Raw genomic sequence first — 13,782 nt, forward strand, 5'->3', positions numbered from 1 at the left:
AATATCTGATTATAGTGTATATATAACATATGAACAGATAAAAATGAAAGTGGTGATGATTTGAAACTATTACAAAATTCCGGGATACCCATTTATCAGCAGATTGCGGAACAGCTGAAGACGGACATTCTGGCTGGCAGGCTGAAGGAGGGAGAGTATCTTCCTTCCATCCGCAGTCTGGCGAAGGAATTGAAGATCAGTGTCATTACCACGATGAAAGCGTATGAGCAGCTTGCGTCGGAGGGGCTGGTGACCGCTGTCCAGGGAAAGGGCTTCTATGTCAATGCCCAGGACAGCGAGATGCTTAAGGAACAGCATCTGCGCCGGGTGGAAGAAGCCCTGACGGAGGCAATCCATGCCGCGGAGATCGCAGGTATGCCGCGAAGTGACCTGGAAATGACGCTGCGGGTATTGCTGGACATGAGCGAGGAGCAAAAAAACGGACCGGAATAACCGGAAGATATAGACACGCAGACAAACAGAAAGGGCGGGAGGATATGAAACAGGCAGAGCAAAAACAGGAAAGCGTAATACAGGCAGGCAATCTGAATAAGAAATACGGCGACTTTCAGCTTTCGATTCCGAGACTGGAGATTCCCAGGGGCTTTGCCACGGCATTGATCGGGGAAAACGGGGCGGGTAAGACCACGCTTTTAAACATACTCTCCGGCATCCGGCTGGATTTCCAGGGGGAGGTGTCCTACTTTGGGGATCGGAGTCGGAAGCTGGACGGCAGCGTGCAGGAGCGGATCGGCTATACGGGACCAGGCAGCTATTATCTGCCCCACTGGACCATTCGTCAGGTGGAGGAGATCAGCGGGCTGCTGTTTGCGGGCTTTCAGAAAGAACGGTTCCGGGAACTCTGCGAAGACATGGGGATCAGCCGGTCTATGACGAAGAGCGTGAAAAAGCTTTCCGACGGCAACCGGATGAAGCTGATGCTGGCGGCAGTGCTGTCCAGGGATACGGAGCTTTTGATCATGGATGAACCCGCATCCCCGCTGGACCCTCTCATGCGGGAGCAGCTTTGCGACAGGATGCGGGACTATCTGGAGGAGGGGGACGGAGAACGCTCGATCTTTTTTTCCACCCACAATATCGCGGATATGGAAAATGTGACGGACTATTGCCTCATCATGGAGCATGGGACGATCGTAGAGGAAGGGTTTGTAGAAGATCTGAAGGAAGAATACGCTCTGGTAAAAGGGGAGGCATCGGATGCCGATCAGACAGGGGAGGTTCTTTTTTCTATGAGCAGGAATTCCTATGGGTTTGAGGGGATCTGCCGGACCCGGGATCTGGAACGTCTGGCCGGACTGGACATCGCCGTGGAGATACCCACCCTTTCTCAGATCTGCGTGGCGGTGATGAAAGCAAACACTGTAAACAGCCCCCGGAAAGGAAGGGATTCAGGCTTATGAAGAAAAAAATAAAAAGCTATCTGGTCTTTTCTTCTTTTTCATACAAGGTGTGCATATTTCTCCTGATGCCTGCGGTATTGGTGGGAATCGGCATAGGCATCGTAAGCATTTTCGGAGAACTGGGGTTGACGGCGACGGCAATGCTTCTGACGATGGCGGAGATCCTTTCCGATCACTGGCTGTTTTCCGGGCTGATGGCAAAGGAGTCGGAAAGGATGGAGGTTCTTCGGACCTCCGGCATGGGAATGGAGATCATGAAAAATGCGCTGATATTGGATCTGCTGCGCAAGCTCCTGACAGCTTTTGGAATCCTGGCGGTCTGTGAGCTGTATGCAGGGCACTGGGGAGGGCTGCTGCTTATGGCAATGGTTTCTTATGTTTTTTCCGCAGCGGGCACATTTTTGGCAAGGTATGGGGGCGGACTTGCGGTCAATGTCTGTATAGGGCAGATTTCGGCGTTTCTGGTTCTGGGATGTCTGTTTTGTGTGTTCCAGTCAGGATCATGGCGGTTCCGGGTTGGATTTGAGCTGCTGTTTCTCGCCCTTGGAGTCCTGGCCAGTGTTCTGACCGTAAGCAAAGCAATGAGGAAAGTGAAGGGAGGATATTATGATCAATGATATGAAACTGGGAATCCGGTTATTACGTTACGGGTTTGGAATCAAAACAAATCTGGTGCTGCTGATCGTATTCACGGCAGCAGATCTGTTATGCTTTGCCCTAGAACTGGCAGGAATTACGATGCCGCTGGACGGGTTCATGCTGCTGGCCTGCGCAATGATACCCGGGCAGATTCTTTTTACTTTAAATGCGGTTGATATCGTGCTGGCCTCTCCTGCCAGAAAAAAACTGCAGACATCGGTTCCGGCAGTGATGAGTCTGTGCACAACACTGGCAGCGTATCTGATCGTTGTTCTGAAAGAAGCGGTGATCGTCCTCATTTATCCGGACAAGACTGCTCAGAGTGCCATGCATCTCGTCTTTCTGGAGGTTTTAGCGGCAGTGATCCTGGCTTTTACAGGAGTTCTGTATAAATCATTTCCGGCACTTCTTGTGATGTATTTTTCTCTGTCCGGCTTCAATTCGTTTTTCATGATGCCGATCTTGCGGTCGGATTTTCTGGGGGAAGATATGGGGGCGTTGGTGCGGGCCGCACTGATCGGGGTTGTCCTGATCCTGGCGGGAGGTGCTTTGGAGTATGCGCTCTCTGTTCTATTTTACAAAAAGCCTGTTTCAAAAAAGGTGCTGGGAGAAAGATTGAGCAGGGAGCTGTAAAGTGAAGCGGAAGGGCTGCGGGACTTCCGCCTCACATACCATCGTATGCAGAAAGGCTGCCAGTGGCAGGCGTACTTTAGGAACTGCGCAAAAAAGCAAGTTATTTTTGCACAGTTCCTTACTCAATTCATTTTCACATTCAGAAAGCTTCTTCCGGTCAGCGTCTTATTAAAGAGCAGGAAGCAGAACACGATGACGCAGCCTGCCGCGAACCCGATCCAGTTGAATAAGGCTGTCAGGATCAGAAGGAGGATCCGCATGAACTTCATGGCATATCCAAGCTCAAAGTTGGGCTGGGCATAATTCGCCATGGCGACAAAGGCCATATACAGCATCACCTCTGCGTTGAACCAGCCGGAGGATACGGAAAATTCCCCCAGCACCAGGGCGGTGATCACACTTAAGGGGGTACTGAGCATGCTGGGCGTATTCAACGCCGCCAGATGGAGACCGTCGATGGCAACCTCCAGGAGCAGGAGCTGGAACACCAGAGGGATATTGACCATGTCTTTGACCGCTACAAAGGAAAATACTTCCGGCAGCCAGTCTAGGTTCTGCATAAAAAGCAGAAATACAGGCGTCAGGAACACGGTGAGAAATGCAATGACCGCCCGGGAGATCTTTAAGTAGGTTCCTGTGATCTTCGGGAAATAATAGTCATTGGCCTCTTCCACAATATCCAGGATGGAGGTGGGCAGGATCATGGCGGAGGGGGAATTATCCACCAGGATCACCACCTTTCCTTCCAGAAGACAGGCAGCCGCGGTATCCGGGCGCTCTGTGAACTTAAACTTGGGAAAGGGATTGAACCATTTCCGGTGGTAGATCGCCTCAGCCAGGCTCTGCTGGTTCATGCGCAGGTCGTCCATATGGAGCGCGTCGATCCGCTGCTTTATATTGTTCAGCAGGTCCTTGTCCACACGGTCCTGGATATAACAGATGGCAATGTCTGTCCGGGAGGTCTGACCGGCTTCTGTCATCTCCATGACCAGATGAGGGTCGCGGATCCGCCGCCGGATCAGGGCAGTGTTGAATACGATGGTCTCTACAAAACCATCCCGGGAGCCCCGGAGAGACTTGTCCTTTTCCGGCTCCCCTACGCTTCTGGCAGGGTAAGTCCTGCAGTCGATGGCAATGCACACCTCATAGCCGCTGATGAACAGGCAGGTCATTCCGGAGAGGATGTTGCGCATGACCTGGTCGTAATCGCCGAGGACATCCACTTCCACGTAGGGGATCTTTGTCCTGGCAAATGTGGTCGCATCTTCCGGCATGTCATCGGGCGTCACCCGGAAGAAAGCGTCCATGATCTTCACTAAAGTCTCATCCTTGGTAAAACCGTCAATGAAATAAAAGGTTGCCTCCCGTTCTCCGATCACAATATCCCGGCGGATGATATCAAAGCTCTCCTTCACCGGAAGGAGCTTATCCATATAGGCAATATTTTCCTCAAAGGAGGGCATCACTTTTTTAGAAATTTTATCTATCATACAAATCAGAGTCCTTTCCTGCACGGCATACATGAACCGTTTCTATCAGTATATAGAATCTCCGCCGGGGATTAAAATTATTCTCGAAAACAAAGAAAATCCTCTGTCTAGGATGCCGGCACGGAGGGATCCTGTATCTGATAGATCCGTGTCCATTCTTTTGTCTCATCGTTCCGGATCACTTCGGAGCGGTTTCCGGAAAGAAAACGGACCAGCTCATATCCGCTGACCCAGATTTCCCCGCTGCCTTCCCTCTGGGATTCGTCGAAGATGAGCTGCAGTCCGAAGTGGAGATGAGATTCATCGATATTGTTTACGTTTTCTTTCTTGCTGTATCCGGTGCGGCCCATGTATCCGATCACGTCTCCGGCCTGTACGATATCCCCCTCCTTCAATCCTTCGGCATAAGGCCGGTTCTGCCGCAGATGTGCATAGTAGTAATACCGCTTTCCGTCAAAGCTTTCAATCCCGATTCGCCAGCCGCCGTACTGATTCCAGCCGAGGGCTGTAACCTTACCGGATTCCACGCTGATGATGGGGGTGCCCACCTGTCCCATCATGTCATGGCCCAGATGGCTGCGGCGGTATCCATAGCTTCTTGCCGCCCCGAAGTCGTCAAAATCCGAATAGGGGAATCCTTTTGCAATGGGAGAGAACGCCTTCAGACCGTAGCAGGATTTCCGGTGCGCGGACGTTTCCTCTGTGGATTCTGCCTCGCTTTTTTTCGGTCTGCTGTCAGTGCCCGGGGGCTGTTCCAACTGATATTCTCCGACCATGCCTCCCAGCACCGCTCCATATGCTTCCCTGTAATAGGGAAAATATTTCATATCCTTTGTATAATCTCCTACGGCAGACTCACCGGAGAGAAGTGTTTCCGCGATGCTGTCCAGGTCGTCTGCGCGGTACCGCTTGAAATCCCCTCCGTATTTTGCGCCCAGGATCGCAAGCAGGTCGATCCAGTCCAGGTGGACTTCTTTTCCGTAGGTGTCCGTGTCATACTGGCAGGCCCGCTTCATGGCCTCTGCCGTCACATCAAAATCCACCCATTTTATGTAATCCTTCTGTTCGGAATCCGGATTTCCCGAATCTGCATTTCGGCCGGCATCCTGGTTTTCTGCGGATTCTTTTTTCCATATTCCTGCGGCGGTCTGCTTTAAATCCCGGGAATCCTCTGCAGAGACCGCTTTTCTGTCCGACGCCTGGGGCTGGGAAGGCTCTGTGCCTGGTGTGACGCCGGATGCCAGCAGGACGGCGCATAGGGCCACCGCAGCGGCCTCGATGCCAAGGGCGATTTTCAGATTTCGATAGTTAGGCATTGTTCTGCTCCTCATAATAAGACTCTGCTATAGCTTATGCGGAAAAAATCCGGCAGATAACAAGGAGTTTTGTTGAATATTCCGATTTTTGCGTCAGGAAGGGAGTTGGGATAGGCGAAAATTTTACTTGAATTTCGACGGAGATTTGCTTATAATGTGCCTCGTAGTTAAAATTGTTTCAAAACAGCGTGCCGCCGTTTTTATCCTGTTGCTGCTGTTTTGAAAGAAGATCTAAAAAGCTTGATGAGGAGGTTGTAACATTGAAAAAGTGTATGATGTTTTTGGGAAGCCTCACAGCAGCGGTTCTCTGCAGTCCTTCTACCGCCCTGGCAGCAGAAGGGGCCAAGGCGGCATCCACGCCGATTCCGCTGTGGCTGTGCATTCCCTTTGCGGGGCTGTTGTTCTGCATTGCGGTGCTTCCCCTGATAAAACCGGAATGGTGGGAGTCCCATCAGCCGCTGGCGGTGGCCTTCTGGTCCTGTCTGTTTATCCTGCCCTTCGGATTTTTCTATGGTCCGGGGAGGGCGGTGGAAACTGTTCTGGAATGTCTGGTCAATGATTATCTGACGTTTATCGTATTGCTGTTCGGTCTGTTCTGCGTATCGGGCAATATCACCATGGAAGGCGACCTGGCCGGTTCCCCCAGGGTGAATATCATCCTGCTGACCATCGGGACGCTGCTGTCCAGCTGGATCGGGACGACGGGAGCCAGTATGCTGCTGATCCGTCCGGTGATCAAGATGAACGCCTGGCGCAGAAACCGTTCCCATATCATGGTGTTTTTTATATTTCTGGTGTCCAACATCGGAGGCTGCCTGACACCCATCGGTGACCCGCCGCTTTTGATGGGATTTTCCAGAGGGGTTCCGTTTTTCTGGAGCCTGCATCTGTTCCCCATTATGCTGTTCAATATGGTGCTGATTTTGTTTATCTTTTACAGGGTGGACATGAAGAGATACCGCCGGGACATGGCAAGGGGGCGCAAGCCTGATATCAGCAGGCCCGGAACAAAGATCCGCATCCGGGGGCTGCACAACCTGATCTTCATCGCCATGATTGTGGCGGCGGTGATCTTAAGCGGAATGCTGCCGGATATGCCCTTGTTTAAGACGCCGGAGGGCCATGTCCGGGGAATCCATATATTCGGGGAAGTGGCGCTTGGCTTCCCGGCCCTGATCGAGATCGTGATCATCCTGGCGGCGGCATATTTATCCTTCAAGACCACCAGCCCGGAGATCCGGAAGAAAAACCATTTTACCTGGGGGGCCATCAAGGAAGTGGGAATCCTGTTCATCGGAATTTTCATCACCATGCAGCCGGCTCTGGCAATCCTGAAAGGAATGGGCTCCCAGCTTGGGATCACAGAGCCGTTTCAGATGTTCTGGGTGACCGGGGTGCTGTCCAGTTTTCTGGATAACACGCCTACATACCTGGTATTTCTCACGACGGCGGGGGCCATTGGGTTTACAGGGGGGCTTGCGACTTCCCTCGGACAGGTTCCGGTGAAGGTGCTGACGGCCATTTCCTGCGGCGCAGTGTTCATGGGTGCCAACACGTATATCGGAAATGCGCCCAACTTCATGGTAAAATCCATTGCGGATGAAAACGGTATCCATATGCCGTCGTTTTTCGGGTATATGGGCTGGTCGCTGGCGGTTCTGGTTCCGGTATTCCTGCTGGATACCGTATTGTTTTTCAGATAGGAGGGGAATCACATGTCAAATGAAGAGAAAAATCTGCATGAGCTTGCGGGACGGATCTATGATCTGGATGAGGAAGTCTACAGAGAGCTTGGTTCCTCTCTGGGGCGCGTGTTCAACGGGAAAAAAGAGGACTGCATCGAGGAAACCTTCCGCATGATGCACGAGCGGAACCAGGCGTATATCCTGAGAAATGAGCTGGCTCTGATCAGCAACATGGCGCGGACGATCCAGGACCGTGCGGCGCGCCACCGGATCATGGTCAAATACGACGAGATCTTAAAAGAAGTGACGGAGCTGCCTACCAGCTTCATCAAAGGGGATATTCTGGATCAGAAGATGGCCAAGCTGAATATGCTGAACCTGCAGTCCCGTTTTTCAAAAAACGACCATCTGATCATCTGCATCGGGCGTACCTACGGCTGCGGAGGGAGCGAGATCGGATTTACCCTGGCAGACACCTTAAAGATCAACTACTACGATGTGGAGATCTTCGACGAGGTATTAAAACGCCTGGAGGCGGAGAAGGATTATGTACATGACAAGGGCGGTTATCCGTACAAGGAAGGAGAGAACCACCAGTCCCGGTATCTGAGCACGGTTCCGGCATTTGCCCCGGCGCCCAAGTCTACGATCAAAGAAAAGTTAAGGGAGTTCAGCCGGTATCACGGACTGCCGAAAAAGGACGCCATCTTCTTTAACCAGAGCGACCTGATCTGCGATATGGCAAAAAAAGAGGATTTTGTAGTCATGGGGCGGTGCGCGGACGCCATCCTGACCAATAACCGGATTCCACACATCAGCATCTTTATCACGGCGCCCCTGGAGCAGCGGGTACGGCGGATCATGGAGGTGCGCGGGTACGAGAACGAGAAGGAGGCAAAGCGTCTCCTGACCAAACTGGATAAAGATCATGTGAAATACTACAAATTTTATACCGGAAGGAACTGGGGCAAGGCCAGAAACTATGATCTGTGCATCAACAGCGCCAGCTATGGGATACAGGGCTCCGTGGATCTGATCATGCGGATGCTCAAGAAGGATGGTGACGGGAAGGAAGGGTCCGAAGAGAATGGTAAAAAATGACGAAAGACTTGGGAGCGCGCCTCTTGGAAGGCTGATGGTGAGTATGGCCCTGCCGGCGGTGGCGGCCCAGGTGATCAATGTGCTGTATAACATTGTGGACAGGATTTACATCGGACATATCCCGGGCTACGGGGAGCTGGCCCTGACCGGGGTCGGGGTTACGGCCCCGATCCTGATGGTGATCTCTGCCTTCAGCGCATTTGCCGGTATGGGAGGCGCCCCCCAGGCGTCCATCCAGCTTGGAAAGAAAAACTATGAAGGCGCGGAGAAGATTCTGGGAACCAGCGTGGCCATGCTTCTGTTGTTTTCCGTGGTGCTGACCGTAGTATTCCAGGCATTCAAGACCCCCATCCTGTATGCCTTCGGCGCCAGTGACAACACCATTGTCCATGCCAGGGAGTACATCACAATCTATCTGGCGGGCACCGTTTTTGTCCAGTTCGCTCTGGGGCTCAATACCTACATCAGCGGCCAGGGCAATGCGAAAATCGCCATGCTTTCCGTTCTCCTGGGCGCGGTGACCAACATCATCCTGGACCCGGTGCTGATCTTCGGATTCCATATGGGAGTCCGGGGAGCAGCCCTTGCCACGGTCATTTCCCAGGCATTAAGCGCGGCGTGGGTGCTGCGGTTTCTGACCGGTTCAAACAGTGTGATCCGGATTCGCAGAAAACAGATCCGTCTGGATAAGAAAACGGTGCTGGGCATCGGCGCGCTTGGAATCTCCCCGTTCATTATGCAGAGCACGGAAAGTCTGGTGATGATCACACTGAACACAGGGCTGCAGAAATACGGCGGTGACATGTATGTGGGCACCATGTCCATCATGGCCAGCGTGATGCAGCTGATCACTATCCCGGTACAGGGCGTCGCCCAGGGGGTGCAGCCGATTATGAGCTATAATTACGGCGCAGGCAACCTGAAGCGGGTGAAAGATACCTTCCTGAGGATGGTGCTGGTCTGCCTTGCCGGAACCATGGTGTTTGCAGGGATCGCGGTGCTGCGGCCAGAGTTTTACGCGCGGCTGTTTTCCAGCAATGAAGAACTGACCATGCTGACCTGCCGGTATATGCCGGTTTACTTCCTGGGGATCACGATCTTCGGAATCCAGATGGGCTGCCAGACGACCTTCCTGGCGCTGGGACAGGCAAAAGTATCTCTGGTGATCGCGCTGCTCCGCAAGATCGTGCTCCTGGTGCCTCTTGCGGTTCTGTTTCCCAGATTTATGGGTGTGGACGGGGTCTACCGGGCGGAGCCGGTTGCAGACTTTACATCCGTTGCCGTGACGATGCTCCTGTTTTTCTTCACGGCCAGGAAGCTCCTCTCCGGGGAGCAGCCGGAGTAAGTGATCCGGCTGCCTCCATTGTATTTGCTACATCACAAAGATGCCGAGGGCGTTCAGGATCGAACTGATGAGGATGGCAACCAGGATGACGGGGGCCACCCATTTGATGACCACGGTAAACAGATGCTTCCCTTTGAAGTCGGCACCTTCGGCGCATGCCTCATCAATGATGGCCTTGGGCTTGATGACAAACCCTGCAAAGAAACAGGTCAGCAGCGCCACAATCGGCATCAGGATGCTGTTGCTGATGAAGTCCCATGCATCCAGGATAGACATGCCCAGGGGCTTGACGAAATCCCAGATCCCGAATCCCAGGGAAGAGGGAACGCCCATGAGCAGGGAATAGATAAACACCAGGATGCTGGTTTTGCGGCGGGACCAGTGGAAAAAGTCCATCAGGATGGATACGATGGTTTCCATCAGGGAGATGGCGGAGGTGATCGCCGCAAAAAATACAAGCACAAAGAAGACCGTGCCTAAAAATCCGCCGAACCGGATGCTGGCAAAGACCTTCGGAAGGGTGATGAACATCAGCCCCGGGCCTGCTTTTAAGGCAGACGGGTCTCCGCCGGAAAAGGCGAATACTGCGGGCACGATCATCAGTCCGGCGAAAAAGGCGATGCCGGTGTCAAAGATCTCGATCTGCCTGACGGAGCTTTCCAGATTGGTGGATTTGCTCATATAGGAACCGTAAGTGATCATGATGCCCATGGCAAGGGACATGGAGTAAAACAACTGTCCCATGGAAGAGAGCAGTGTCTTGAGTGAAAAGTCGGACATATGGGGCAGGACGTAGTATTTGACACCTTCCATGGCGCCGTCGATGGTCAGCACATACAGGGAGATGCCAACAGTCAGGACTACCAGCAGCGGCATCATGACCTTGCTGACTTTTTCGATCCCTTTTTCCACGCCGCAGATCACCACCGCCGCCGCGATCGCCGTAAAGATCACAAACCAGACGATGGGCTCTGATACACCGGAGATAAAGCCGGTAAAATAGGTATCCTCAGCCGCCGCGGACACACCGCCCGTCAGGAAGGTGAAAAAGTATTTGATGACCCATCCGCCGATGACGGAGTAGTAGGGGAAGATGATGACCGGCACAAGGGTGACCAGGACGCCTACAAAACGGTACCGCTTATTCAAAGCGGAAAAGGCTCCGATGGCGCTTAAGCCCGTCTTGCGTCCCAGGGCGATCTCCGCGGTCATCAGGGCGAACCCGAAGGTGACGGCCAGGATGATATAGCAGAGCAGGAACGTGCCCCCGCCGTACTGCGCCGCCAGATAGGGAAACCGCCAGATGTTCCCCAGCCCCACCGCCGACCCGGCGGCGGAGAGGATGAAGCCGATCCGGCTTGTAAAGTTGCTTCTGCTGCTTTTCATATTATAAAGCCCTCCTCATATGGTTTTGGTGAATTTGTACATGTTTTTGTGTTCTGTACGTCAGACATATAGGATTATGACATAAAGTACAGGGAAATACAAGAGGTAACGCGAATCATGTCAAAATCTCGTTCCCGTTCACAGGGTGTCTGCAGACAGCTTTGACGGCTGTTTTTACGCATGTGTATGAAGAGACCATAAATAGTAATGAATTTGCGGAATAATTTGAAAAATGTGTTGACAATTGATGGGAAGTGTGCTAGATTATTCCTTGCGTAAAGCGAAAAACAAAGCAGAGTATCCACTCTCACCATAGCGCAAGCGGGCGACTATCGGTTTGATATTGACACAGGACACAGGGCTGGGTCGGAGTATTTTATGACAGCCGTATGTCTGTGAATTGTCGGGTGGATATCTGTTCACTCGTTTTTTTAATTTGCGACAGCCCAATGGAAATTCATGTGACGGAGGTATACGACAATTAGTGAGTTAATGATTAACGAACAGATCAGAGATAAAGAGGTTCGTCTGATCGGTGAGGATGGGGAACAGTTAGGGATCATGTCAGCGAGGGATGCTTTCAGGATCGCCCAGGAGGCGGAGCTTGACCTGGTGAAGATCGCTCCGGGAGCAAAGCCGCCGGTGTGTAAGATCATCGATTACGGAAAGTATAAGTATGAGCTGACAAGAAAAGAAAAGGAAGCGAAGAAAAAGCAGAAAATTGTTGAAGTCAAAGAAGTGCGCCTGTCACCGAATATTGATACGAATGACCTGAATACCAAGGTGAACAATGCTAAGAAGTTCATCCTCAAGGGCAACAAGGTAAAGGTGACCTTGCGTTTCCGGGGCAGAGAGATGGCACATGTCCAGCAGAGCAAGCATATATTGGATGATTTTTACAAGCTGGTGGGGGACATTGCGGTAGTGGAAAAGCCGGCGAAGCTGGAAGGCCGGAACATGAGCATGGTTTTAACCGTAAAACGTTAAAAATATACAAGCTGGTTATAAGGCAAGCACAATAAAGGAGGAAGATTATTATGCCAAAATTAAAAACAAATAGAGCGGCGGCAAAGCGCTTCAAAAAGACAGGTACAGGAAAGCTGAAAAGAAACAAAGCTTACAAGAGCCACATCTTAACCAAGAAGACGACCAAGAGGAAGAGAAACCTCAGGAAGTCCACTATTACAGATGCTACAAATGTAAAGAATATGAAGAAAGTATTACCGTATATCTAAGACTCGGGTAATAGAAGGAGGATTAAGAAATGGCAAGAATCAAGGGCGGAATGAACGCAAGAAAGAAACATAACAGAGTATTGAAGCTGGCAAAAGGATACAGGGGAGCACGTTCCAAACAGTACAGAGTGGCAAAGCAGTCCGTTATGAGGGCTTTAGCTTCCTCTTATGCAGGAAGAAAGCAGCGCAAGCGTCAGATGAGACAGCTTTGGATCGCGCGTATCAACGCGGCGGCAAGAATGAACGGCCTGTCCTACAGCAAGTTCATGTATGGCCTGAAGCTGGCGGATGTGGATATGAACAGGAAGATGCTGGCAGAGCTGGCGGTCAGCGACAAGGCAGGATTCGCGACATTAGCGGAACTGGCAAAAGAAAAAATCGCATAATTGTGAATGGGATAAAAGCGGAGTGGTGTATTCCGCTTTTATTTTTTGTTCTATAGGTAACTTCTCCGAATTTTCCTATAGAACAAAAAGCCTCCGGGGGATGCGCATTTTTTTCAAAATATATTGGCAATATTCTAAGAATAGGTTACAATATAGTTATAGAAGATTTGTAAGCGGCTGTAAACAGACGAGGAGGAAGGAGGTTATGGATAAAATGACAGATAAGGAACGGCAGGATACGAAAATGGCAATGTTGTATGAACTGAGATTAATTTTTGCCAATGGAGAAAAGAAAGAGTATACGACAGAAGAAATTGTTGAATTGCTTGATAAGATTGCTATGGCTAAAGAGCAGTAACAAATAGAGGTCACATGTAAAGCGGAGGCTTAGCCCTCCGCTTTTAATATACCATCGTATGCAGAAAAGCTGCCAGTGGCAGGTTTTCTGCATGGGTTTATATAATTGTAAGAAAAAACAAATCTTTTTTTAAATTAAGGGCTTGTTTGTTTTTATATTTCGTTTTAAAATAGCCTTATAGGTCAGATCCTTTGCATTTGACAGGCTGTTGATGAATGTAAGGTTTAGCTGGAAAGGAGTTTTGAATGACGGAGGTAATGGAAATGGATAAAAAAGAAATTAAGGTTGTTATTGAATGGTGTGATGAAAAAGGGCATAGCGAGCATGAAATATTGGATTTAATACGCCGGATTGTTAACGCAAACCCACGGCATGAAGAAAAAGAAGAGTAAAGCGGAGGTTTAGCCCTCCGCTTTTAAAATTGGTTTATGTTTGTTGTTAAAGTTTTGCAAGTAGTTTGCCGCTCATATGTAAGCACGAAATAATCCGTATCTATGAATCCTCCATCATTTTTGATACAATAGCTCCAAATCAAGGAAGTATTGCCTATGAATGAAACGAACCTTACAAAAGAAGATTTCTGGATGAAGCGGATTCAGGATTTCCAAAAAAGCGGATTGTCAAGAAAAGAATGGTGTCAGGAAAATCAAGTCCCCCTGTCTGTCGACTTTCAGTTATTGGATCAGAAAACAAATGCAGAAGCCGTCCGCATTGGATCAAGGGATGGATCCGGTCTTTGCCAGACTCCTTTCTGAGTTAGAGGTTTCCTCCCAACCGTTGTCGGACT

Annotated in this window: 16 protein-coding genes; 13 read left to right on the forward strand and 3 right to left on the reverse strand. The window is 50.7% G+C overall.

Going from position 1 to position 13,782, the window contains the following annotated elements; genetic code table 11:
* Positions 1 to 60 precede the first annotated feature (60 nt).
* The 4 genes from ACTOY7_RS03880 to ACTOY7_RS03895 are packed head-to-tail and all read left to right on the forward strand — an operon-like array spanning position 61 to position 2,693.
* Complete coding sequence (locus ACTOY7_RS03880) at positions 61 to 453, forward strand: GntR family transcriptional regulator (protein ID WP_004080916.1); 393 nt, start codon at positions 61 to 63, stop codon at positions 451 to 453.
* Between the two features lie 44 nt (positions 454 to 497).
* Complete coding sequence (locus ACTOY7_RS03885; RefSeq protein WP_482670243.1) at positions 498 to 1,421, forward strand: ABC transporter ATP-binding protein; 924 nt, start codon at positions 498 to 500, stop codon at positions 1,419 to 1,421.
* Positions 1,418 to 2,038, forward strand: coding sequence for a hypothetical protein (locus tag ACTOY7_RS03890; RefSeq protein WP_004080907.1), 621 nt, complete (start codon positions 1,418 to 1,420; stop codon positions 2,036 to 2,038). Before ACTOY7_RS03885 ends, ACTOY7_RS03890 begins: the two co-directional genes overlap by 4 nt.
* On the forward strand, positions 2,028 to 2,693 hold the full coding sequence (locus ACTOY7_RS03895; protein ID WP_300885312.1) for a hypothetical protein: 666 nt from the start codon (positions 2,028 to 2,030) through the stop codon (positions 2,691 to 2,693). Before ACTOY7_RS03890 ends, ACTOY7_RS03895 begins: the two co-directional genes overlap by 11 nt.
* Before the next feature lie 122 nt (positions 2,694 to 2,815).
* Here the strand turns inward: ACTOY7_RS03895 and ACTOY7_RS03900 are convergent, their stop codons facing one another.
* Together ACTOY7_RS03900 and ACTOY7_RS03905 are read right to left on the reverse strand one after the other, a co-directional pair.
* Positions 2,816 to 4,183 (reverse strand): spore germination protein, encoded by a 1,368-nt coding sequence (locus ACTOY7_RS03900; RefSeq protein WP_300885313.1) that lies wholly within the window; start codon positions 4,181 to 4,183, stop codon positions 2,816 to 2,818.
* A 107-nt stretch (positions 4,184 to 4,290) separates the two neighbouring features.
* Complete coding sequence (locus tag ACTOY7_RS03905; RefSeq protein WP_482670244.1) at positions 4,291 to 5,499, reverse strand: M23 family metallopeptidase; 1,209 nt, start codon at positions 5,497 to 5,499, stop codon at positions 4,291 to 4,293.
* A 272-nt stretch (positions 5,500 to 5,771) separates the two neighbouring features.
* On the opposite strand from ACTOY7_RS03905, the gene ACTOY7_RS03910 reads away from it, so the two are divergent.
* The 3 genes from ACTOY7_RS03910 to ACTOY7_RS03920 are packed head-to-tail and all read left to right on the forward strand — an operon-like array spanning position 5,772 to position 9,630.
* Entirely contained in the window at positions 5,772 to 7,202 is a 1,431-nt protein-coding gene (locus ACTOY7_RS03910) for a sodium:proton antiporter (RefSeq protein WP_482670278.1), read from the forward strand.
* 12 nt (positions 7,203 to 7,214) lie between these two features.
* Positions 7,215 to 8,285: a cytidylate kinase-like family protein gene (locus tag ACTOY7_RS03915; RefSeq protein ID WP_482670245.1), complete on the forward strand. Its 1,071-nt coding sequence runs from the start codon at positions 7,215 to 7,217 to the stop codon at positions 8,283 to 8,285.
* On the forward strand, positions 8,272 to 9,630 hold the full coding sequence (locus ACTOY7_RS03920; protein ID WP_300885317.1) for an MATE family efflux transporter: 1,359 nt from the start codon (positions 8,272 to 8,274) through the stop codon (positions 9,628 to 9,630). Before ACTOY7_RS03915 ends, ACTOY7_RS03920 begins: the two co-directional genes overlap by 14 nt.
* Positions 9,631 to 9,657: 27 nt before the next feature.
* Here the strand turns inward: ACTOY7_RS03920 and ACTOY7_RS03925 are convergent, their stop codons facing one another.
* A complete protein-coding gene (locus ACTOY7_RS03925) occupies positions 9,658 to 11,016 on the reverse strand; it encodes a sodium-dependent transporter (RefSeq protein ID WP_482670246.1) in 1,359 nt (452 codons plus the stop codon).
* 492 nt (positions 11,017 to 11,508) lie between these two features.
* Here ACTOY7_RS03925 and infC point away from each other — a divergent pair, with 492 nt between their 5' ends.
* From infC to ACTOY7_RS03955, 6 genes are all read left to right on the forward strand, one after another.
* Positions 11,509 to 12,003 (forward strand): translation initiation factor IF-3, encoded by a 495-nt coding sequence (infC, locus tag ACTOY7_RS03930; RefSeq protein WP_004080894.1) that lies wholly within the window; start codon positions 11,509 to 11,511, stop codon positions 12,001 to 12,003.
* Positions 12,004 to 12,053: 50 nt separating this feature from the next.
* Complete coding sequence (gene rpmI, locus ACTOY7_RS03935) at positions 12,054 to 12,251, forward strand: 50S ribosomal protein L35 (protein ID WP_004080891.1); 198 nt, start codon at positions 12,054 to 12,056, stop codon at positions 12,249 to 12,251.
* Positions 12,252 to 12,280: 29 nt separating this feature from the next.
* The gene (gene rplT / locus ACTOY7_RS03940; protein ID WP_160280450.1) at positions 12,281 to 12,637 is read left to right on the forward strand and encodes a 50S ribosomal protein L20; all 357 of its coding nucleotides are present in this window, start codon (positions 12,281 to 12,283) and stop codon (positions 12,635 to 12,637) included.
* A gap of 205 nt (positions 12,638 to 12,842) precedes the next feature.
* Complete coding sequence (locus tag ACTOY7_RS03945; RefSeq protein ID WP_300885319.1) at positions 12,843 to 12,995, forward strand: hypothetical protein; 153 nt, start codon at positions 12,843 to 12,845, stop codon at positions 12,993 to 12,995.
* Positions 12,996 to 13,258: 263 nt separating this feature from the next.
* A complete protein-coding gene (locus tag ACTOY7_RS03950; protein ID WP_300885320.1) occupies positions 13,259 to 13,387 on the forward strand; it encodes a hypothetical protein in 129 nt (42 codons plus the stop codon).
* Positions 13,388 to 13,579: 192 nt separating this feature from the next.
* On the forward strand, positions 13,580 to 13,750 hold the full coding sequence (locus tag ACTOY7_RS03955) for a hypothetical protein (protein ID WP_482670247.1): 171 nt from the start codon (positions 13,580 to 13,582) through the stop codon (positions 13,748 to 13,750).
* The last annotated feature ends 32 nt before the right edge of the window (positions 13,751 to 13,782 follow it).

The organism is Schaedlerella sp., from assembly GCF_056796775.1.

Excerpts from the sequence above, each read along its gene's own strand:
- ACTOY7_RS03885 (WP_482670243.1), top strand. The coding sequence starts at position 498 with ATGAAACAGGCAGAGCAAAAACAGGAAAGCGTAATACAGGCAGGCAAT.
- ACTOY7_RS03890 (WP_004080907.1), top strand. The coding sequence starts at position 1,418 with ATGAAGAAAAAAATAAAAAGCTATCTGGTCTTTTCTTCTTTTTCATAC.
- ACTOY7_RS03895 (WP_300885312.1), top strand. The coding sequence starts at position 2,028 with ATGATCAATGATATGAAACTGGGAATCCGGTTATTACGTTACGGGTTT.
- ACTOY7_RS03900 (WP_300885313.1), bottom strand. The coding sequence starts at position 4,183 with ATGATAGATAAAATTTCTAAAAAAGTGATGCCCTCCTTTGAGGAAAAT.
- ACTOY7_RS03905 (WP_482670244.1), bottom strand. The coding sequence starts at position 5,499 with ATGCCTAACTATCGAAATCTGAAAATCGCCCTTGGCATCGAGGCCGCT.
- ACTOY7_RS03910 (WP_482670278.1), top strand. The coding sequence starts at position 5,772 with ATGATGTTTTTGGGAAGCCTCACAGCAGCGGTTCTCTGCAGTCCTTCT.
- ACTOY7_RS03915 (WP_482670245.1), top strand. The coding sequence starts at position 7,215 with ATGTCAAATGAAGAGAAAAATCTGCATGAGCTTGCGGGACGGATCTAT.
- ACTOY7_RS03920 (WP_300885317.1), top strand. The coding sequence starts at position 8,272 with ATGGTAAAAAATGACGAAAGACTTGGGAGCGCGCCTCTTGGAAGGCTG.
- ACTOY7_RS03925 (WP_482670246.1), bottom strand. The coding sequence starts at position 11,016 with ATGAAAAGCAGCAGAAGCAACTTTACAAGCCGGATCGGCTTCATCCTC.
- infC (WP_004080894.1), top strand. The coding sequence starts at position 11,509 with ATGATTAACGAACAGATCAGAGATAAAGAGGTTCGTCTGATCGGTGAG.
- rpmI (WP_004080891.1), top strand. The coding sequence starts at position 12,054 with ATGCCAAAATTAAAAACAAATAGAGCGGCGGCAAAGCGCTTCAAAAAG.
- rplT (WP_160280450.1), top strand. The coding sequence starts at position 12,281 with ATGGCAAGAATCAAGGGCGGAATGAACGCAAGAAAGAAACATAACAGA.
- ACTOY7_RS03945 (WP_300885319.1), top strand. The coding sequence starts at position 12,843 with ATGGATAAAATGACAGATAAGGAACGGCAGGATACGAAAATGGCAATG.
- ACTOY7_RS03950 (WP_300885320.1), top strand. The coding sequence starts at position 13,259 with ATGGATAAAAAAGAAATTAAGGTTGTTATTGAATGGTGTGATGAAAAA.
- ACTOY7_RS03955 (WP_482670247.1), top strand. The coding sequence starts at position 13,580 with ATGAAGCGGATTCAGGATTTCCAAAAAAGCGGATTGTCAAGAAAAGAA.